This is a genomic window from Gynuella sunshinyii YC6258 (genome assembly GCF_000940805.1).
Taxonomy (GTDB): Bacteria; Pseudomonadota; Gammaproteobacteria; order Pseudomonadales; family Natronospirillaceae; genus Gynuella; species Gynuella sunshinyii.
This window is the reverse complement of sequence record NZ_CP007142.1, coordinates 5,870,397-5,889,232: the sequence shown is the minus strand read 5'-3', so window position 1 is coordinate 5,889,232 and position 18,836 is coordinate 5,870,397. Positions and strand designations below refer to the sequence as shown.

Annotated in this window: 19 protein-coding genes; 4 read left to right on the top strand and 15 right to left on the bottom strand. The window is 47.8% G+C overall.

From position 1 onward, the window contains the following. Positions 1-624: 624 nt before the first annotated feature. The 6 genes from YC6258_RS24455 to YC6258_RS29995 form a co-directional block, all read right to left on the bottom strand. Positions 625-1,050: a very short patch repair endonuclease gene (locus tag YC6258_RS24455; RefSeq protein ID WP_044619202.1), complete on the bottom strand. Its 426-nt coding sequence runs from the start codon at positions 1,048-1,050 to the stop codon at positions 625-627. Positions 1,051-1,108: 58 nt separating this feature from the next. After that, entirely contained in the window at positions 1,109-2,779 is a 1,671-nt protein-coding gene (locus YC6258_RS24450; protein ID WP_044619201.1) for a DUF2357 domain-containing protein, read from the bottom strand. 8 nt (positions 2,780-2,787) lie between these two features. Beyond that, the gene (locus YC6258_RS24445; protein WP_044619200.1) at positions 2,788-4,461 is read right to left on the bottom strand and encodes an McrB family protein; all 1,674 of its coding nucleotides are present in this window, start codon (positions 4,459-4,461) and stop codon (positions 2,788-2,790) included. Continuing rightward, on the bottom strand, positions 4,430-5,944 hold the full coding sequence (locus YC6258_RS24440) for a DNA cytosine methyltransferase (RefSeq protein ID WP_211264583.1): 1,515 nt from the start codon (positions 5,942-5,944) through the stop codon (positions 4,430-4,432). Before YC6258_RS24440 ends, YC6258_RS24445 begins: the two co-directional genes overlap by 32 nt. Before the next feature lie 89 nt (positions 5,945-6,033). Further along, positions 6,034-6,234 carry a ribbon-helix-helix protein, CopG family gene (locus YC6258_RS24435; RefSeq protein ID WP_044619199.1) on the bottom strand — a complete coding sequence of 67 codons (201 nt, stop codon included), beginning with the start codon at positions 6,232-6,234 and terminating at the stop codon, positions 6,034-6,036. Further along, positions 6,231-6,464 carry a hypothetical protein gene (locus tag YC6258_RS29995; RefSeq protein WP_144407739.1) on the bottom strand — a complete coding sequence of 78 codons (234 nt, stop codon included), beginning with the start codon at positions 6,462-6,464 and terminating at the stop codon, positions 6,231-6,233. The genes YC6258_RS24435 and YC6258_RS29995 overlap by 4 nt, the downstream gene beginning before the upstream one ends. Positions 6,465-6,684: 220 nt before the next feature. Here YC6258_RS29995 and YC6258_RS24430 point away from each other — a divergent pair, with 220 nt between their 5' ends. After that, on the top strand, positions 6,685-6,999 hold the full coding sequence (locus tag YC6258_RS24430) for a hypothetical protein (protein ID WP_044619198.1): 315 nt from the start codon (positions 6,685-6,687) through the stop codon (positions 6,997-6,999). A gap of 62 nt (positions 7,000-7,061) precedes the next feature. Here the strand turns inward: YC6258_RS24430 and YC6258_RS24425 are convergent, their stop codons facing one another. From YC6258_RS24425 to YC6258_RS24390, 8 genes are all read right to left on the bottom strand, one after another. Next, positions 7,062-8,417 carry a multicopper oxidase family protein gene (locus YC6258_RS24425; RefSeq protein ID WP_052830553.1) on the bottom strand — a complete coding sequence of 452 codons (1,356 nt, stop codon included), beginning with the start codon at positions 8,415-8,417 and terminating at the stop codon, positions 7,062-7,064. 35 nt (positions 8,418-8,452) lie between these two features. Beyond that, positions 8,453-8,851 (bottom strand): c-type cytochrome, encoded by a 399-nt coding sequence (locus tag YC6258_RS24420; RefSeq protein WP_052830552.1) that lies wholly within the window; start codon positions 8,849-8,851, stop codon positions 8,453-8,455. 11 nt (positions 8,852-8,862) lie between these two features. Further along, on the bottom strand, positions 8,863-10,926 hold the full coding sequence (locus YC6258_RS24415) for a protein-disulfide reductase DsbD family protein (protein ID WP_044619197.1): 2,064 nt from the start codon (positions 10,924-10,926) through the stop codon (positions 8,863-8,865). A 3-nt stretch (positions 10,927-10,929) separates the two neighbouring features. Then, positions 10,930-11,199, bottom strand: a complete 270-nt coding sequence (locus YC6258_RS24410) for a hypothetical protein (protein ID WP_044619196.1) — start codon at positions 11,197-11,199, stop codon at positions 10,930-10,932. Between the two features lies 1 nt (position 11,200). Then, positions 11,201-11,998 carry a DsbA family protein gene (locus tag YC6258_RS24405; RefSeq protein ID WP_052830551.1) on the bottom strand — a complete coding sequence of 266 codons (798 nt, stop codon included), beginning with the start codon at positions 11,996-11,998 and terminating at the stop codon, positions 11,201-11,203. Positions 11,999-12,187: 189 nt separating this feature from the next. Continuing rightward, a complete protein-coding gene (locus YC6258_RS24400; protein WP_044619195.1) occupies positions 12,188-12,526 on the bottom strand; it encodes a hypothetical protein in 339 nt (112 codons plus the stop codon). A gap of 85 nt (positions 12,527-12,611) precedes the next feature. Further along, positions 12,612-12,944 carry a hypothetical protein gene (locus YC6258_RS24395; protein ID WP_044619194.1) on the bottom strand — a complete coding sequence of 111 codons (333 nt, stop codon included), beginning with the start codon at positions 12,942-12,944 and terminating at the stop codon, positions 12,612-12,614. Positions 12,945-13,024: 80 nt separating this feature from the next. After that, a complete protein-coding gene (locus YC6258_RS24390; RefSeq protein WP_044619193.1) occupies positions 13,025-13,360 on the bottom strand; it encodes a hypothetical protein in 336 nt (111 codons plus the stop codon). Positions 13,361-13,871: 511 nt separating this feature from the next. On the opposite strand from YC6258_RS24390, the gene YC6258_RS24385 reads away from it, so the two are divergent. The 3 genes from YC6258_RS24385 (at position 13,872) to YC6258_RS24375 (ending at position 16,400) form a co-directional block, all read left to right on the top strand. Beyond that, the gene (locus YC6258_RS24385; RefSeq protein ID WP_211264582.1) at positions 13,872-14,906 is read left to right on the top strand and encodes a PDDEXK family nuclease; all 1,035 of its coding nucleotides are present in this window, start codon (positions 13,872-13,874) and stop codon (positions 14,904-14,906) included. 468 nt (positions 14,907-15,374) lie between these two features. Further along, the gene (locus YC6258_RS24380) at positions 15,375-15,827 is read left to right on the top strand and encodes an excisionase family DNA-binding protein (protein ID WP_044619192.1); all 453 of its coding nucleotides are present in this window, start codon (positions 15,375-15,377) and stop codon (positions 15,825-15,827) included. Positions 15,828-15,833: 6 nt separating this feature from the next. Beyond that, positions 15,834-16,400 carry a PIN domain-containing protein gene (locus YC6258_RS24375; RefSeq protein ID WP_044619191.1) on the top strand — a complete coding sequence of 189 codons (567 nt, stop codon included), beginning with the start codon at positions 15,834-15,836 and terminating at the stop codon, positions 16,398-16,400. 283 nt (positions 16,401-16,683) lie between these two features. Here YC6258_RS24375 and YC6258_RS24370 read toward each other — a convergent pair whose 3' ends face one another. Further along, a complete protein-coding gene (locus YC6258_RS24370; RefSeq protein WP_044619190.1) occupies positions 16,684-18,747 on the bottom strand; it encodes a VIT and vWA domain-containing protein in 2,064 nt (687 codons plus the stop codon). Positions 18,748-18,836: the final 89 nt, after the last annotated feature.

Genomic DNA, 18,836 nt, shown 5'->3' with positions numbered 1-18,836 from the left:
AGAGCAGGCACCGTATCATAACGGCTTGTCGGTTTAACATCATTACTTTTTTGATATCTTGAATATCTGATTTGACCGTATGGCGAAAGCTTCTAAAACAACCGGATAAACGTGTCTTTTGAGTACCCGCCGGGTTCGAATCTTCCTGAGTAGTACTTATCCTCACCAGATATTGTATTGGCAAGTGATTCGAAACCTGGCATCTGGATAGCCAGTATGGAGTGTTGCCCGGTAAGTTGATCATCAATGGGGGGAAGTATGTTTGGAGTTCGGGAAATCCAGGTCATGTTTACGTGAAATCATCAAGCAAAAAGATTGGGGTGTCGAAAACTGCCGGTGGTTTATTCGAATTTTTTGGTTTTATGAAATATTTGAGCTATAGCTTCTACACTCAGATAATACAAAACCAACAAAATAAATTTGTTAGGGATCTTAAGTTGTGGTGCTATAGGACGCGGGTTTAACTTCCAAAACGGGAACTGAATTTGTCCATCAGACCAGTGTTTTCACCTGAGCCAAATTCTTGCCTGCGAGTAGCCTAAATAGCTTACAACCCTTCCTGCCTCAAGATAGATAGCGTTGATTGTATTCTTCAAAATGGGAGGGAGTTTGAACTAATCCAAATTATGCCTTGTCTTGCTTCCCTCGAATAACTACAGCTAATGCTGAGGATTTGAGCCACTCATCAGTTTCATGGATTACGAAATCTAAATCTTTTTTCCTGCTTCCTTTCAATGCGCATTCCCAAATTATTGCTACCCTCCATCCAGCATTGAGTAATAAGCTCTTTGCTTTATCATCATTTTCTTGGTTCTTTACAATTTTATTTTTCCAGAATTCTCGTTTTGTTTTTGGCCATTTAAAAAGGTGGCAGTTATGCCCATGCCAAAAGCAGCCATGAGCGAAGATGACCGCATTGTATTTTGGCAGGACAACGTCTGGCTTGCCGGGTAAATCTTTACGATGAAGTTGATATCGATATCCAAGAGCAAACAAGCCCTTCCGAACCTGCAATTCCAGTTTGGTATTTTTGCCTTGAATGCGCGACATGCAGTAGTGTCGCTGCTCAGGTGTCAGCGGATCCTTTTGTTCTGTAGTCGGTCTTGAGTCAGGCTGCCTGGGCATCGTGCAGAATAGTTTGTAAAGTTTGCCAGATTTCCGTTAACGCCATTCCGGGCTTGAGAGTGGCTGCGCCAAAACGAAACGTATCTCTGTAGCCTGGATGGAACAATCTTCCTGGCATAGATGTCTGTTTCCAATCAGTGTGAGATAACTCTGGAATATGAGGGCTCAATAAATAAGCGGCCCGAACCGCACCTGATAGCTTTTCCTGATCATCTGCCGAAACCAAAGCGTCTCTATACATATGGATAGAAGCCAGCGCTGCATTAAGATTGTTGTCGATACGATATTTTGCATCTAGAACAATCAGCTTTCCGTCTTCATTTGTGCTCGGTGTGATGAAAGTGATATCCGGGATCATATGTCGGCTGAACGAACCCGTTCCATTGTTTTCTATCCAATATTCTTTGAAGCGTCTCTGAAAAGACAGTGCAATACCATTTCCCAATGGGATAATAACTGCCTCTGCTTCAATTGTGACACTCCCAGATCCGGGGATATACGAAAATAGCTTGTTCAATTCGTGTGGTTGAACACCAAGGTTTTGTTGGGCAACTCGCAATAGCCTAAGAAAACACCACAGCTCATAGAGATCGAAAGTCCTTGCTAAAGGCATCTGTAAAAAATCGCCGAATATATTCGCTAGACCCAGATTGAAATCTCGATATATCTGGAAGAATTGTCTATAGGTTGGCACATTTCGATAGATTGATGAAAGTTCAGGCTTTCCAGGTGCATCAGGGATTTCTTGAAAGAGTGGTAGGCTTAACAACTCATATAAGATTCTGCTCATCCCGTTTGTTCGCCTTGCCCAGACGGAGCTCATTTGTTGTGATTCCTGATCCATATCCCCTTTGTTTCTGGAGGATTTTCTCAGGAGCTCGCTAATACTCTTAAGCCAGCATGCCCAGTTTTTCAGGCATGTTTTGATTTCTCTATGTTCGCGAATTACCAGGGCCGAATGAGTGACGCCCCTGGTAATTTGAGCTGGTAAGCAACCTTTTAGATTTCGGGGAAGGCGCGAATATTTGCCAGTCTCTCTGCGAATGTTTCCTGATCTGAAAGATTTTATAATTTCCGGCCCGGTTGCCCTTGATGCTTTGTAATACGGCTGAGTAATTTCCTGTCGCTTCAATACTCGTCTTGGATTTCGATTAATCGATTTGATAACGTGACTGAGCTGTTCCAGTCGTGAATACAGGAACTCAAGTCGGGCGATGGGCGGAACCGGTCCAGCTGAGCCTCGTGCAATCCCTGTTTTAAAGCTGGATAAGGTGAACAATGCAAACGTATCTTCCAGTATTTCCTGCACCATGGTGTCGAACTGATCGCGACTAAGCTTTCGCAGATCAGGATCGGTTACCAGTTCGAATCGGTGCACACCTTTTTTATCATACGAAAATGAGGCTTCTACCGAACCGGCATGAAATCCCGGAGTCCATTGCCAGAGTGCAGTACTTTGATCAAGTGGCCTCAGTGCCTCCAGAGGAACATCGTCAATGAACATTTCCGCGCTGAATACATCATCAATTTTGGAAAGCTCAAATAAATAGGTGCCGGTTTCCTGAATAAAGCCTGCTGGCAGAGGTGAAGCTTCAGGCCAGACCTGAACGGATTCGTTTCGCTTTCTCTTTGGATAAACAAATAATGCAGTCACGGCAATTTCTACCTGGATGCCTGGAAAGAGCCCATTTCATCAAGGTCATTTTTCAATTCGTTGATGGCTTGGGTAGCTCGAGGATAACGGCTGATTAATTGCTCCAGCCTGTTAAGCATGTTTCTCTGACTTTCTGAGCCTCTCAATTTTACCATGATTTTTTGTATCAAAATTTCGTCAATCGTATCGTCAGAATCTCTGTTCAAAGCGTTAGTGTTGAAATGATGATAAAGAAGCGCTTCTCGTGCGGTTCTGTAACCAAAACCCAGTTTTTCTTTAGCGAGACATGAATTGAGTTCTGAGAGTAGAGCTCCACACGAATCAATGGAATTAGTAAGCTCGGCGTTGCCAGATTTCATGGAGCTAAAATATCCTGCAAGGTCTACCTGTGACATGTCGACCAGAATTGAGCGGTCCAATATCTTATCGCTGAGAGGGTTGGTAGTTTCATCAATATTAATCGTACCGATGATGTAAAGATTTCTGGGCAGCGGTATATCGGCTCGTATCTCTCCACCGGTGCTTCCTTCCAGAGGAACGGAGTTTGAGTGGAGCTGAAGCGGGTGACCCGATTCCAGACTGCTCAGTACGTCCGAGAAATAATATTCAACGCGGGCGAGATTCATTTCGTCAAGACATACGAATACAGGCGTCTCAGGGTTAGCTGTTGCCACCAGGACTGCCTCAAGAAACGGGGGGACTATATAGCGGTCGGAAAGTACGTCGTAGTATCCTGTAAGCCCTGTCGGATCGGTCCACTCTGGCCTGACGGGGCAGATAAACAAAAAGGGGTCCTGCTCGACCATGTTTTCTAACCCATGCACAGATCGAGCGTACTGAATGGCTAGGTTGGTTTTGCCCGTACCGGACAGGCCTGCCAGAATGACGAAGTGCTTGTCAGGATGATAGTTCAGACCCGCATGATAACGCTCTATTAAATTATCAATGTAGTAACCACCTAGCTCCTGTATTCCTTTTGATATTTCGTTCAACGGTAAGCTGTGAGGTAATCGTTTCATTGCTGGTCGAACGTTACTCTCTTCCGGCCAAGGGGAGACTTCGTGAACCTTATCACGACCCACAAATTTGCCGAGAAAACCGACAAACTCTCTGGCCAGCAAGCTTCTGCGTGCGGACGGTGCTGGTGGGTAGAGCCCGGTGCTTATCTTATCAACGGCAATTCCATCACCAAAGCTGTTTCGATCAAAGCGAAGCGAGTCCCAGAAACCCTTGTTTCTCAAATAGAGTTTGCCATCATCTGCCAGATAGACTGCGACCAGATTGTTTCGATGTGAATATTCGAGATTGTCTGTCGATTCTTGTACCAGCTCCAGGTAGGGTGTCGCTGCGGTTTCTGCTACTTTATTTTCAGACTGTTTGGAAGCTGCTCCGGATGCGCGCATCTGATTGAGCCTCATAATAAGATCGCCCGCTCCAGACTTTACAAACACGGCGAAGTACACTTCGTCTTCCGGTGGAAATCCCAGTACGCAGGCAAAAATAAAACCATCGGTTTCAGGTTTGACATTGTCCAGGTTTACAACTCCCAGTTGCAATCCACCCTCGATAACCTTGGCGCTATTGGACACTCCGAATAGCTTGTGAAATTTGGTGTTTTCGCTATTGAGTGGATCTTCAATGATGCAGTCTTTAAACCGCTGCTGCCGTTCTGACAAATTCATCTACATCTTCCTGGTTGTTTGTTATTGCTTCATTAATCGTTTGAAATATCTTGCTGGCCAGCGCATAAGCCATCAGAGGGGGTACTGCGTTGCCAATCTGCCGAAATGCCGGGTTCATGGTGCCAGAAAAAATAAAACCATCCGGGAATGACTGCAATCTGGCTGCCTCTCGCACTGAAATGGTTCGTGCCTGATCACTATCGTAGTGGATGTGCGAATAGCTATCTTTACCCAGGTGAGCCATTAACGTTCTGGCAGGCTGGTCGGGCTCCATCTTCCGCCATTTATTAGGGAATTTACCAGGGTCATAAGGTGGTACCGTAGCCTTTTTCAATTCATCGTAAGCCTCGGAGCCTTTCTTGATAGCCTTTCCTTCTTTTCTGGCTTCTGCCAGTCGCTCCTCAAATAACTCAAGTGCATGCTGAAAAGCTTCAGGGTACTGATTGCCGTGGTCCATCCTCCGGAAAATGGCATAGTCTCTGGGCAGATAGCGGATTAAATGATCAAAGATTCCATCACTGTTTTCGAACTCCGGCCAGCCACGCATCAATTTTGCAAATTCATTAAGCCGCTGATTTTTGGGATAAGGAGTTAATTCAGTAAATCGACGAGCGCCACGTTTTAGCTTGCCTTCGAGGTGAAGGGTTATAGGTGGTAAGTCGCCAATTGCAGCTTTCGCCGTAACTGCAGGTTTCAGATCTGGGTGAGGTTCAGGTGGGTCCATGTATGAGTGCGCGGTTTCTTCCAAAAGATTGGGCTGGATCGTTTTCAATGCAACTTGCCGTGAACCGTGATAGCCCCTTGGCAAATCAATCCAGTTAGTGGGCTCAGGAAAACTGACCTGAGTTTCAAGTTCCTTGGCGTATGCAATAAGAAACATCCGTTCACGCATTTCTGGTACGCCGTAAAATACTGCATTTAACAATGTGTATTTACAAACGTACCCCATGTCTTCCAGAGTTTCGCAAATCTCTTCCGCAATGTTGTGGCCCCCATAGTTAAGAACATCAGGCACGTTTTCCATTAGAAGTGCTACTGGCTTGAACTTTTTAACGTATTGCAGGTAACTCAGATATAAATTACCGCGAGGATCATTCAGGAAAGCTTCCGGGTGTTCTGCAATTTCACGTAACTTAGCTCGACCAACTCTGGCGAAGGACTGACACGGTGGGCCCCCAACGATAATATCAATGCATGAAGATACAGATTTCCCCAGACCCAGTTCTTTAACAAGGCCTTCAGGTTTTGTCGCAGTGATATCTCTGGCCTTCGCATGTGATTCAAACTGGGGACTATCTGGATGAAAGTTTCGAGCATGGGTCATTGCGGCATGTTCATCAATTTCAAGAGCTGCAGAAATTTCAAACCCAGCTTTCTGAAAACCTAATGAAATCCCCCCACAACCGGCAAAAAGATCAAGCACTCGTGCTTTCTCGCCCTTCATCAGCCTTTCAATTTTGTTTGTAATAACTTTGCGTTTCAATTTTGTTTCCGCCTGCTTTGTGATCCAGTGCTTTGACCAAAATCTTGTTTGCACAGTATTGATCACTGATTTTTGTAGTATCAACTAAGTTATTGAGCTTTTTTCAACTTGTCGGATTTCAGGAGCATTTCCTCCTGCTTAGGTTCCGTGTGATGCTCGAAGTATTCGCTTACTGCTCTTCGTACAACCCAAGACATGGAGGCATCTTGCTGACGAGCTATCGCTTCCAAAGCCGAGTATTCGTTTTCCGAGAAGCTGACCGTTATTCGGGTTGTTTTCTTTGTCGTCATGGGGCTTTTTCAAATCTCTGGTTGATATAAATTTTCACGATCAGATCATGCATCAGGGTGATGCACTTTGCAACACTCTGATGAAAATCAGAGGTGTGTTTTGTATTGCCTTGCATGAGAGGATTTTCTGTTTGCTCAACCAATTCACCACACAAACTCTTTGATTGGTCCATTAATAAATTGCTGATTTTAAAGAGTTCTCTGTTCTCTGTTCTCTGTTCTTTGGTCATGGACTTGGGTTTTGAGAGATAGGAAGGGGCACAATGAGCATTCGGCCATTTAGAGAATATCCGCCTTGAAAAGTCCGTGATTGAAAATGCGGCAAAGTCCGTAAACCCTTACCAGATAAGCCTTGCACGGCCGTACGTAGGGTTCGTAGGTTGAAAAATTCGAAGGCGCCTTCCAATACAATATTCTAATTCAGGCATTGTCTGGTTTTGGTAATGCCGGATGGCGCTTTGCTTATCCAACCTGCGTCACAGCGGTTTGCACTCAGTAGTTGGTAATTTTGCTGTTAACTTCCCCGTTGCTGTTGAAATGCCTGTTGATGCCTCCTGGCAACAACGGGTCGAAGCGGTTCAGACCGCTTTCGAAGAACTGCCTTCCGGGGGTGTCAGTTATGATTGGTCAGCAGGGCAACTGGCAGAAGAAATGTATCCTGATAACAAACTGACACTGCTGTGCATCAACTACCTTGGACATCCCGATGGCCCGGACTCGGAGTCATTTGAAATTTGCTTCGTGAAAAAAAGGCCAAAAACGTAAGCGATCCACAAACCCGGGCTTACATTTCCATGGCCAGATTTACGTCCTGTTATTGATTCGGATTAAACCACTTCAAACCAGGTCACCATACCGGTGGCCTGATGATCGATCATGTGGCAGTGGATCAACCATTTACCGGTGTTGCCGGTCAACAGCCGAACCGTTTTACGCTGTCCTCTGGTCAGAGTGAGGCTGTCCTGCCAGCGGTTATCCGCCCAGGCATGATGACCGTGCCAATGGATGGTATGGGCAAAGGCCGTGCGGTTATCCAGCTGCAGTTCAATGGTCTGACCCGGACGCGTGCGAAACAGCGGTTCTGTCGACATACCCGCCTGACCAGCGATGGTCCACACCTGGCCGTGGTTAACCAGTTCCCGGAAGCTCAGGGTCTTGCCCTGATAGTGAGCTGTTTGCAAACGCCCCATGGCTCCGCCTTCCAGAATCAGATCGATTTTCTGATCAATCTCCGATGATGGCAGAGGCATAGGGTTAGCCGGTAGCGCCATAGTACCGGGATACAGTGGAAGAGCCATGGCGGCATTGGACGAAACGTTTACCTCTGCCACAAGCAATGGTGTCTGTCCACTGACCTCCAGCAGCTGACCGGTTTGATTTGCCAGCCACCCCAGATCCCAGCGTTCTCCCGGTCCCATAACAATCAGGTCACCCACGGGTTCAGGGGTCATCAGTGGTTGTCCGTCTTTGGCCAGCAGCAGCGCGCCTGGAAACTCAGGACGTAATTGCAGTATTCGGTTGGTGGCGGTATTCACCAGACGCAGGCGAACCCGATCACCTGGTTGAGTCTGTTGTTTCCAGGCCCCGAGCTGAGCATTCACACTCAGAATATTGCCCATTCGTCCTGCATGGGCCTGGGTGTGCAGATTGTTGAAGGTCGTATCAATCTGACCATCCTCGTTTAACAACCAGTCATCCATCAGTAAAAGCCAGTCCTGTTCAAACACCGGTTCCTTCTCACCGCTGACGATTAACGCGCCATACAAGCCCCGGGCCAGCTGTTCCACGGTATTGTGATGGCTGTGAAACCAGAAGGTACCGGCATCCGGTGACATCACTTCATACTCAAAATATTCACCAGGCTGGATGGGACTCTGGGTCAGGCCGGACACTCCGTCCATCGCATTGGCAACCCGGACACCATGCCAATGTACGGTGGTTGCTTGCGGCAGGTTGTTGGTTACCCGGATTTTCTGCGGCACGCCTTGTTTCAGGTGCAGTGTGGTCTGGTTGTAAGACCACAGGGTGGTCGGTTTTTGCAGCCAGTTTACGGTGCTTTCCTGCGCCTGCAAATGAAGGGTGGAATCAGCCGTCTGCGCCGCCCATAACGGTCTGGGCAGCATCGACGCCAGCATCAGTTTGGAACCGCCGGCCAACCATTGTCGTCGGGTTATTTTCATCATTACGTTACCTCTGTTCGTTCAGCTGTACGGTGTGACTACATGGTATGTGCTTTCCGATAGATACCATTTTGTTCCTGGACCTCCCGGATAAATGCCATGAGGTTGGTCATATCAGTGAATCCTGTCTGTGGCTGAGGCGGCATATTGCCGTACGGCCAGTGATGCTGCTGCACGCCGTTTTTAACCGCGCGCATAAATGATGCATTATCGTGGTGACCGGGGTTATAAATGTCATGAATGAGCGGTGGCCCCACTTTTGTCCCCTGCCCATTTACACCATGGCATGCGGCGCAATACTGATTAAAGGTGACCTGACCGGCCGCAGCTCTGGGGGTCAGTGGACCGATTTTCACGTCCACATGACCTGTTTCATGATCGGCGTAGGCCGTCATCGAAACACTAAGACAGGATAATAAGATGGCTTTCTTCAACATGGTTCAGTTCCTTATTCAGCTTCAATAATGGCTTGTTTTACAGCCGTTCTGGTTAATAGTTCCGGCAGTACAATTCCGTCTCTGGCTCTTGGGCTGAGCACGACGTTAAAGGGGATGGCGGAACGGTGGTAAGTGGCCAGAAGGGCTTCAATGGCGGGGTCGGGTCTGGTCCAGTCGGTCTGTATCAGAACGACCTGATGATCGTTAAAAAACTGTTGTATTTCGTCGGTATCCAGTACCGAGATTTTGTTGAATTTACAGGTGATGCACCAGTCGGCGGTCACATCCAGAAATACCGTATGTTGCTGACGCAGATGCTCACTGACGGCCTGCTGGGAATAGGGTTCCCAGAGCGGTTCATTCGATATCTGTTCACTATGACTTTTACTGAAGGTCAGGGACAAAAACGCGACACCCATAGCAGTGATCAGTGTCGTTATTGGCCGTGCTCTGGTGATCGGGGTGTATAAAGACACTATCCATAACACACTGGTTAAGGCCATCAGTACGATCCCGGGCAGGTATATATGTTTGCTGATCAGAAACAACAGCCATACCAGTGTCAGCCCCAGTCCGAGTGCCAGTATCCGTTTGACTGTCAGCATCCAGTGACCGGGTTCAGGCATCCGGTTGATGAGTCCCGGAGCCAGGGCCAACAGCAGATACGGCACTGCCAGCCCAAACCCCAGAGCGGAAAAAATTAACCATAATGTGAGGCTAGACTGAGTGAAGGCGAAAGCCACCGCAGTCCCGAGAAACGGTGCCGAACACGGGGTCGCCATTAACGTTGCCGTACCGCCCTGCAGATAGCTTTTTAACAAACCGGACTGGCCCTCACCCACTTTCACCAGTTTTCCCTGCAGGCCCTGGGGCAATTGAATGGCAAAACGATCCAGCAGGTTGGCCAGAAAGACCAGCATGATCAAAAATAGCGCCAGCAGAAACCAGGGATTCTGGAACTGAATACCCCAGCCGATATACCGGCCGGTTTGTTTCATGACGATCAGCCCGGTGGCAATGATCCAGAAAAAGCTCACCACGCCAAAACCGGAAACCAGTGCATGGGCTCGAATTTTTCCGGGCTGGTCATCGCGCCATTGCAGCCAGCTCATTAATTTAATGGACAATACCGGCAACACACAGGGCATGACGTTTAATAACATGCCGCCGATAAATGCCAGCATCAGCATCATGGCGAGCGTTATCAGTGTGGAGTTGCCTGCCTGCTCTGATGCTGACGCCAGTGCTGGTGACGACGGTGCCGGCCGCTTCTGGTGCTGCAAGGGAAATACCGTGGTAATGGCTTGCAGGGAATCCTTGTAGGTTACGATAAAATCCGGCGCTACGGCGCGCATGGGTACATCTTCAGGTTTTTGCCACCAGACTTTAACAACACCATTCTGCTGATTGATCAATGGTGCCGACCATTCATATACATCCTGATTTTCCAGAAACAACTCGGGCTTGAGACCGGGCTGTTCAAGGGTAAATTCCAGGTAGAATCCGCCGTCGTCCTGCGTGGCGATACCGGCAATATCCGATACCGGTTTTGGTACCCGGCTCAGATATTGGTTATACAAAGGGGCAACATTCCAATCGGTGTTATCGCTGATGCCGGTTTGAAAATGAATACTCAGAGGCAGAGATTGAGCCAGGCAGATTTCGTTGCAGACATAGACGGAAGCCGTTGCTGTGACAACGGTTTCGTCGGTGGAAACCGATTTGGACAACTGAAACGGCAAGACCACATGCTTGTCATAACCGAAGGTCTGTAACCCCAGCAGGGTAAAGGTTGAGGGTGCAGGCAGCTGCCATTGAACATCAGTGGACAACCAATTCTGATCCAGGGTGATTTTAGGCGCGGCCCCGGCGGCCCCGGGTACACGCCAGTAGGTTTTCCAGCCTGCCTGCAACGTCAATTCCAGCGCCATCGGTATCTTATCCATATTGGTAATGGACATGACCGGGCTGATCAGGCGGGCATTCACCGGCCCCTGTTCGAGCCAGGAGCCAGTGGCTGCCTGCGCCAGAGAAGCGCTCAGCCACCAGATCATTAACAGCCGGAAAACATACATACTTCAGGCATCCAGGGTATTGCGTGCTGGTGAAGGCAGAGCCTTCGCCGTCTGTTTGCCCTTATGGTTGTGCTCATCCGCACCATGACACGCCGTATGCCCCGGCATCATTTTCATCATCATCAGATGCATACCGACACAGGCCAGCAGACCAAACAAATACAACTTATCGCCGCCACCAAACAACATCAGCGCGAGAAATGGAACCACGCAGGCGGCGATACACAGGGCCATCATGGTTTTGCCTTTGAACCATGCGAATAATGAGTTCATATCAATTTTCCTCTTTCAATTGTTGCAGTACCTGCTCCAGTACTTCCAAGGGCTGGGCACCGGTAACCGGAATGATCGTGCCTTTTTGGTTATCCACCAGAAAGTTTCCGGGCGTACCACTCACTCCGGCACTTTGCCCCTGTTGAAATTGTTGCAGGACTTTGTTCTTGAACGTGCCGGCCTCCAGGCACTGGGCAAATGCCTTCACGTCATAACCCAGCTCCTCGGCCAGTGGCGTCAGGTTTTCAATCGGAAAGCCCTTACCGTTGGAGCGGGTACGTTGAAAGATCAAACGGGAATAATCCCAGAACGCCTGCTTGCCCCCGACCTCGGCCGCGCACTCGGCTGCCTCCGCCTCTGTTTGTGCACCGGGATTATGAAAATCGAGCGGGAAATGGCGATATACCCAGTTCACATCACTATGAGCATCGACAAAGGACTCGGCGGTAACATGGAATTTTTTGCAAAAGGGGCACTCATAATCTGAGTATTCGATCAGCGTATAACGGGCATCCGGATCGCCGTAAACGTGATCCTGTGATGTTACCGGCAGAATAATCTCCGCCTGCCGGGCTTTGGTTTTGGCCTCTTGCTCGGCACGCTGGGCATTTTGTGTTTCGATGAAACGATAAATACCTTCGCTGATGGCCTGTTGGAACGCATCACTTTGTATAAAAGTGTTCACTTTTTCCTCGACCAGCTGCTCAACCATGAGCTTCTGCTCCTGGGACAGTTCGGCCGCCAAAGTAACCGGTGTAAACAGCAAGAATGCCGTCAGCATTAACAAATGTTTGAACACAATGTATTCCTCTGATTCAGGTGGTTATGGTTTGTTGTTAACCTGGTAATCAACAATGTTTTCCTGACATGGTTGTCCATCGCCCGACAAAATCCGGCACCCATGCAAAAAAACAGATAACAAAAAACAGCCGAGCTTCTTTCACGCAGCAATAGTGCTCAGATCGTTTTTCAACAGTTGGTTAAAAGATCAGAAAATAATTGGAGGTGGAGTATTGAGAGAGGAGAAACCAGTGGCGGTAGCCGGGGTCAGAAGAGGAAAGAACTCATAGTTGGAAAAAGGAATAAATGACAACCCGGCGGAATTCAGCCCGGATATCTGGCAGTGACCCGCAACGGCCATGTCACAGCCGAAATCACTGATGCAGGTCGATGTTGGCTTGTTGTCCATATTACTGACATCAGCCATGGTATGCTGAATACTTTGGCCACAAACGGGATTCCACACAGGATCTGCCTGCACCGTTGTATTTAACAACATGACAGCCATAAAAATAAACAATACCCATGTACGCATGCGTTTTGTCATCTAATGAACCTGTGCACTTTGAATTTCCTGAATTTCATCGGAATACAATTAACTATCAATGATTAACAATAACCTTGGTGACCGGTCAATGGCAACACCATGGTTCACGTTTTTGATTATCCCTGATGTTCTGGTCAACAAAACGATACTGTTTCAGTCGCCGTTTCTGCCACCAACCTTTCTTCAAGGTGATCTGGTGTACTTCCAGAATGGCCTCAATCTGCTCAATATCAAGGCGAGTGCCATCATAAGCGAGCTTCAGCACACATTTTTCGGTGTCATAGTCCACTTTATCCAGACCATACAGCTTATCAATCTCTGCAATAGCGGGTTGTACGTCCTGGTTGGTGTGAGCATCCAGCACCAGCTTGCGTTTGACCAGATAGTTTTCTGAGACCCCTAATCTATGTTCAGTCATGATATCCACTCCTGTTATAACAAACTGGTTACGTCAGGATAGAACTTACAGCAACTGGAAGGTCAAGCGCTCTTTATGCGTTATTTTCGCTTGGGAACGACCGGAGGCTTATTGCAGCAATGAGAGATCCTGGCATTGGCGTTGGCCATGGTGTTCTCATCGACAAAACGGTAATAAGCAAAACGGATTTTTTGCAGCCTGGAAAGCGGTGCCAGAACCGCCAGCTCATCAAGTTGCTGTTGCAGCAATGACCATTGTTGTCTTGCCGCGCTATAGCGAATCACCATCGTGTTGTTTTTAAACTTCAGATCCTCGACCCCTTCTAACCGGGAGAGGGATTGCAGTTGCTGGCGTTGATCGGCGGATAAATCCGCAATCAGCCTGGCTTTACGGGTTTGAGTAAATGGATCACTCATCATTGGTTCCACATCGTTTATGGAAATAATCTGGCCACTCTAAACCTTCCATTAATGGGAATGTCAATACTCAGGTTGATCATGTTGCTTTCGATTCTATGGCACCAGTAGTTTTGGGCCTTACCTGTCGGTCAGTGACGAGCAGTATGGATCGGCTAAATTCAGACGATTACAATGGGTCACAATCACGTTTAACAAGCTGAACTCATCACTATTCTGTTGTCATATGCTTTTTAAATCGGATGTGTATGTTATGCAGAACGGCATAAAATGGAGCGAGATATCTGGCAATGACGTTTTGGGGAGCACGCGATAAAAGACCATCAGGTTTTTAGTTATCACATGAACTATGTATATGTAAATCTGCTGCAACATGGTTTGGTTACGCAAGTGAAAAATTGGCAGTATTCGAGTTGTCATCGTGCAGTTAATCAAGGGATATACGAATTAGACTGGTGTGGCACAAGGTTTGACGAAGTCGCCGGGAACAAACTTTGGAGAAATGGCATAAATGGCAGTCCAGCACGGCATTTGGAAAATAGGCGAGAAGCCTGAACCTTTGGCGACAATCCGGATGGATAGTGAAGCTCTGTTAGAAGAGCAGATTACCCGTGACATATCCATTCTTAACAGCAGTTGGATGTTGATCGGTCGGCAGGTCTATACCGATTTTGGCAAGTACATTGACTTGCTTGCCATTGATGTGACTGGCTCAATTATTGTTATCGAGCTGAAAAAACATAAAACACCAAGAGATGTAGTGGCGCAGGCCATTGACTATGCCGCCTGGGTTGAGCACTTGCCTTCAGAGAAATTCGTTCAGATCTATTCAGAATTTGCCGAAAAGAATGGCTTGGCCGAGAAGAGTTTCGATGAGGCCTTTAAAGCACGATTCGGAGTCTTGCCAGTAGAGGAGGATATTAACAGCTCTCACCAAATGGTGATTGTCGCGGCGGAGTTGGATGCCAGCACTGAGCGTATTATCAACTACCTGAATGACAAGGCCAGTGTGGCGGTCAACGCCGTGTTTTTCTCGGTTTTCCAGGACGGAGAAAATCAATATCTAAGCCGGGCCTGGATGATAGACCCTGTTGAAACCGAGGAACATGCGGTTAACACCCGCCAAAAAGGTGAGTGGAATGGAGAGTTTTACGCGAGCTTTGGTGCCGGGCCGGGAGGTCGAAACTGGGTCGATGCGGTTGACCATGGTTTTATCTCGGCAGGCGGTGGTCGTTGGTATAGCAAAACTTTGTTTATGTTAAAACCAGGTGACCGCGTGTGGGTAAACATTCCCGGCACTGGATATGTGGGAGTGGCGAAAGTGACCGGTCATGCGGTGATGGCCGATGAGTTTATCTCTTCTGAGTTTCATCTGAAAGGCGAATATAAGCTCGCGTCAGACTGTGGCGAGGATGAGGCTGAGTACTTTGTGCCGGTTTCCTGGCTTCACCAGGTGCCGGAATCCCAGGCTTTAAACGAGGTTGGGCTTTTTGGAAATCAGAACACTGTCGCGAGACCCCGTACTCCCAAGTGGAGCACACAGTGAAGCGGTTAAAAGAGATTTGGAAGATTGGCTGTTAAATAAAAAGTAATGGTGCCGTAAGTCGATAAGGTTTGTCGTGGTTGAGATGGGCAGACTCTGCGCTGCTTCTGTCAACGCTGATCTTTCCAGGCCAACCATCACGTTGTCCAATGCCAAAATGATAACTTCTCCTGAAGCTTAAACCCGTTCACCTTATTTGAATGGCTTGATAGGGTGTGAACAGAACCCGTTTGCCAAAGCTCAAATATGTTTCTAGTTCAAAATTTTCTATTTAAATCAATGGTTTATAGTTAGATTTTTTCATACTTTTTTTCATTGCATAACAGTGTTATGTAACTGTATGTAGTTAGGTTGGACGATGATTTTTTGGGATAGAAAGTTGTTTCGTTTATTTCGACTATTGTGTTTGTTTTGTTTGCTGCTAAAGTGCATCCAGTTATTTTTTAAGTTCAGTATTAAACGAGGTGTGTGATGACCACTCAAAAAATAGTCCACCTGCCCACTCCGGCTGAGGTGGAACAGGCTAAGGCTTCAGGCCGCACATTGTCCAAGTACGCTGATGCAGATAGGGTGAAGTTGTCACTGCGTGGTTCTAATGGTGAGACAGATGAATTGGTGCTGCCTGGCCAAGTATTGCAAATTCTGTTGGATGTGTTGTCAGAGATTTCAAAAGGCAATGCAATCAGTCTGATCCCACATCATCAGGAAATTAGTACTCAGGAAGCAGCTAATCTTTTGAATGTAAGTCGCCCTTTTCTGGTTGGTTTGTTGGAAAAGGATGAAATTCCTTTCCGTAAAGTCGGCACTCACCGTAGGGTGCTTTTAACCGATGTATTGGCTTATCGTGACAGTACAAAGCAACAGAGAACGGAAGCTTTGGACGAGTTGGCAGCTTTGTCTCAGGAAATGGATATGGGGTACTGATCGCCTGTGAGCAAGTTCACTGTCATTTATGATGCATGTGTTCTCTATCCTGCGCCTTTACGAGATATGCTGATGCGATTGGCCCTTACTGATCTCTTCAAAGTGCATTGGACTGATCAGATTCACGAGGAATGGATCAATGCCTTGCTACGCCAGGGCAAATTTACGCGAGAAAAGTTGGAGCGAGTTCGTGATTTAATGGACGCTCATGCGAGAGATGCCAAAGTCACGGGATATGAACTTTTAATTGATACCATTCAACTACCAGATTCGGATGATCGTCATGTGCTAGCGGCAGCGATTTGTTGCAATGCTGATGCAATAGTGACTTTCAATTTGAAGGACTTTCCCAAAGAGGTGCTAAAGTCCTACAGTATTGATGTACTTCATCCCGATGACTTTGTTTATTATCAAATTGATATGGCCCCATCGATTTGCTGTTCAGCAATTAAACAGCAGCGATTGGCATTAAAGAACCCTTCAATCGCCGTAGATGAGTTCCTTTCAATTCTACAAAAACAACAGTTGCCTCAATCTGTATCGAAACTCAGAGAGTTTTCGGATTTTCTGTAGCCAGTTTGGTTGCTTGTCTCTGGTTTATCATTTTCATTGGAACGAACAGCTGCATAGGATTATCGGTGAAGAGTTTGAACACTCACCTGAGAACATCTGTACATTATTTTTTAAGTTGCTGAAACAACATTTAAAGTCTGCTCAAACCGATTTATATGAATCCCGGTTTGAGCCGGACCTCTGGCCGCCGGCGCGGCCCCAATCCTTTCTTGGTGGATGGGGCACAGATTGCTGCTATACCCTGGCTTCCTTGCCAATATTATTCCAGGTTTTCCGATATTTATTAGGCTTTGAACCGTCGCAGCAGAAGCAATAACAGTCCCAGGGTCCAGATACCACCGAACGAACCGCCGCTACCACCACCACTGTAAGTGGCACGTGGGGTGTTGTTGTACATTGGTTGATCTTTATCGACATTGTATGACTGTACCGGTTGCGCTGCGCGTTGTTCCTGTGCCTGTTGTTCGGTTGCAATGCGGTCGCGGTTGTTGCGATCAATACCTCGGGATTCAAATACTTCGTCCCGTAACACCAGCATGGAGGTGTAGTCAGTCACCAGACTGTGTTCCAGTGCAAGATCGGTGATTGCCTGTTTGGTGTCGGCATTCTCACCGAAGTCCTCTATCTGTTGTTGCATCTGTTCGATCGTTGCAAAAGCCCAGATGCGTTCCAGTTCAGGATGCAGGTTGGCTGTGCCCGGAAAGTTGAAACGGGTGCTGTATTGCTTCGGTGTGCCTGATATTTTGCCTTCCAGGGTCACTTGCGCTTCACCGTCGCCCCAGTAATGGCCCATGACGATCAGCTGCTGACCACGATAGAGTGAGCCGATATCTTCGGGGGTCAGATCGGCAACTTTGATACCACTGATGTTCAGCTTAACTCCGTGCAGGGCCTGGTGAGTCACCTTGCTGGAGGCTTCCAGGATTTTGCCAACTATGTCGTCGCTGTTGGAGATGCTGACCGCAAAACCGTTGGAGTGGTGCGCCAGGGCTTCCAGCATCGGACGGTTGGCGCCGTTACCCATGATGAAGGTGAAGAGGCGAACGTCTTTGGTTTTCAGCAGTTCCAGAAAGCGTTGTTGTGCCGTCTCGCCCACGTTGGCGACGCCGTCGGTTACCAGAATGATGGCGCTGCTACGATCTGCCTCCAGTGAGTTCAATCCCAGTTTCAATCCGGCATAAAGGTCGGTGCCGTTGTTTGGTTGTATTGAGTTCAGTTTCTGGCTGTAATTTGCAATTGCTTCAGGTGTTGCATTGATATAACCGTTGGTCAGTTCCCAGGCTCTGTCATTAAACAGGATCAAACGAAAGCGGTCATTAGGACGCATTTTACCCAACGCCTTTTCAACACCAGCTGCCAGGGTTGCGTATTTGCCCTGCATGGAACCAGAGAGATCAAGTATGAAGAGCCAGTCGCTACCTTCGGTGATGGGTGCCAGGTCATCGCCGGGTGTTATGGTCATCATGAATGTGCCACGTTTGCTGGCATCGGGTTTGTACGTCACCAGATCGACGCTGCCTGGCAGGCCTTCTTTCATACGCCAGTAGACGAGAATGTCCTGGTCCAACGTGTGTACTACGCCGCCATTGTTCTGTTGTGCTTCTGTAGTGGTACCTGTTTCCTGGTCATAGGTGCCGCCTTTGGCCAGGTGCACGTGCCAGTCACCATTGTTGTTCTGGCTGACCTGTGCCAGTGGTTGATTGGGAATACGGATGGCACCGACGGGATAGGCCGAGCGCAGGGTGAGATCGAAACTGAAACTGTGGGTGACTTTGTCATTGGCGGTCCAGAATGAAAGCTTTTCATCGTCTACTCCGCCTTCTTCCAATGGGTAGTTGTAACGACCGATGCCGGTATCAAGGTGGGCTGTCTGCAGGTAGGTCAGACGTATGCGGGTGTCTTGTCCTGCACGCACGGGCGAAACTGAAATGTCGAAACTCTTGTAGCTGTGTTTCTCGGTAATACCGGCATCGCGCCCGGCCTGTTTCTCTTCTTCGTAAACTCTGCGGGCTTCTTGTTTCTCCAATACTTCACCGGTGATCGGTTTGCCATCGATCCACATAGTAAATTCATTGACTGCGCCGTGTTCCGGTACCGGGAATGAATAGATTGCTTCAAGATCTTGTGGGTGGGGGTTATGGAAAACCTGCTCAACAGTGGTGACAACGTAACCGTTCTCGATGACGACGTTTACATGGTGATCGCGTAACTCCAGTGCTGGCAAGCTGCCATTGGTTGGGGTGAGTAACCCTGCGGCATTGCTGGGCAGGGTGATAAAGCAGAGTAGCAGTGCAGCGGTGAACACAATGCATTGCCAGAGGCTGTAGTCAGAGTTTCGTCCGTTCATGGTTTTATCCTTTATCTGGTTGTTAATAAACACTGTTTAATTAGTTTGATAAAAAAGGAGGTCTGACCCTCCAGTAATTATGAACAGTG

Bases quoted from the DNA above. Each gene is read 5' to 3' on its own strand.
- YC6258_RS24455 (WP_044619202.1), bottom strand. From the start codon at position 1,050: ATGTCGCGCATTCAAGGCAAAAATACCAAACTGGAATTGCAGGTTCGG.
- YC6258_RS24445 (WP_044619200.1), bottom strand. From the start codon at position 4,461: ATGAATTTGTCAGAACGGCAGCAGCGGTTTAAAGACTGCATCATTGAA.
- YC6258_RS24435 (WP_044619199.1), bottom strand. From the start codon at position 6,234: ATGACGACAAAGAAAACAACCCGAATAACGGTCAGCTTCTCGGAAAAC.
- YC6258_RS29995 (WP_144407739.1), bottom strand. From the start codon at position 6,464: ATGACCAAAGAACAGAGAACAGAGAACAGAGAACTCTTTAAAATCAGC.
- YC6258_RS24430 (WP_044619198.1), top strand. From the start codon at position 6,685: ATGGCGCTTTGCTTATCCAACCTGCGTCACAGCGGTTTGCACTCAGTA.
- YC6258_RS24425 (WP_052830553.1), bottom strand. From the start codon at position 8,417: ATGATGAAAATAACCCGACGACAATGGTTGGCCGGCGGTTCCAAACTG.
- YC6258_RS24420 (WP_052830552.1), bottom strand. From the start codon at position 8,851: ATGTTGAAGAAAGCCATCTTATTATCCTGTCTTAGTGTTTCGATGACG.
- YC6258_RS24415 (WP_044619197.1), bottom strand. From the start codon at position 10,926: ATGTATGTTTTCCGGCTGTTAATGATCTGGTGGCTGAGCGCTTCTCTG.
- YC6258_RS24410 (WP_044619196.1), bottom strand. From the start codon at position 11,199: ATGAACTCATTATTCGCATGGTTCAAAGGCAAAACCATGATGGCCCTG.
- YC6258_RS24400 (WP_044619195.1), bottom strand. From the start codon at position 12,526: ATGACAAAACGCATGCGTACATGGGTATTGTTTATTTTTATGGCTGTC.
- YC6258_RS24395 (WP_044619194.1), bottom strand. From the start codon at position 12,944: ATGACTGAACATAGATTAGGGGTCTCAGAAAACTATCTGGTCAAACGC.
- YC6258_RS24390 (WP_044619193.1), bottom strand. From the start codon at position 13,360: ATGAGTGATCCATTTACTCAAACCCGTAAAGCCAGGCTGATTGCGGAT.
- YC6258_RS24385 (WP_211264582.1), top strand. From the start codon at position 13,872: ATGGCAGTCCAGCACGGCATTTGGAAAATAGGCGAGAAGCCTGAACCT.
- YC6258_RS24380 (WP_044619192.1), top strand. From the start codon at position 15,375: ATGACCACTCAAAAAATAGTCCACCTGCCCACTCCGGCTGAGGTGGAA.
- YC6258_RS24370 (WP_044619190.1), bottom strand. From the start codon at position 18,747: ATGAACGGACGAAACTCTGACTACAGCCTCTGGCAATGCATTGTGTTC.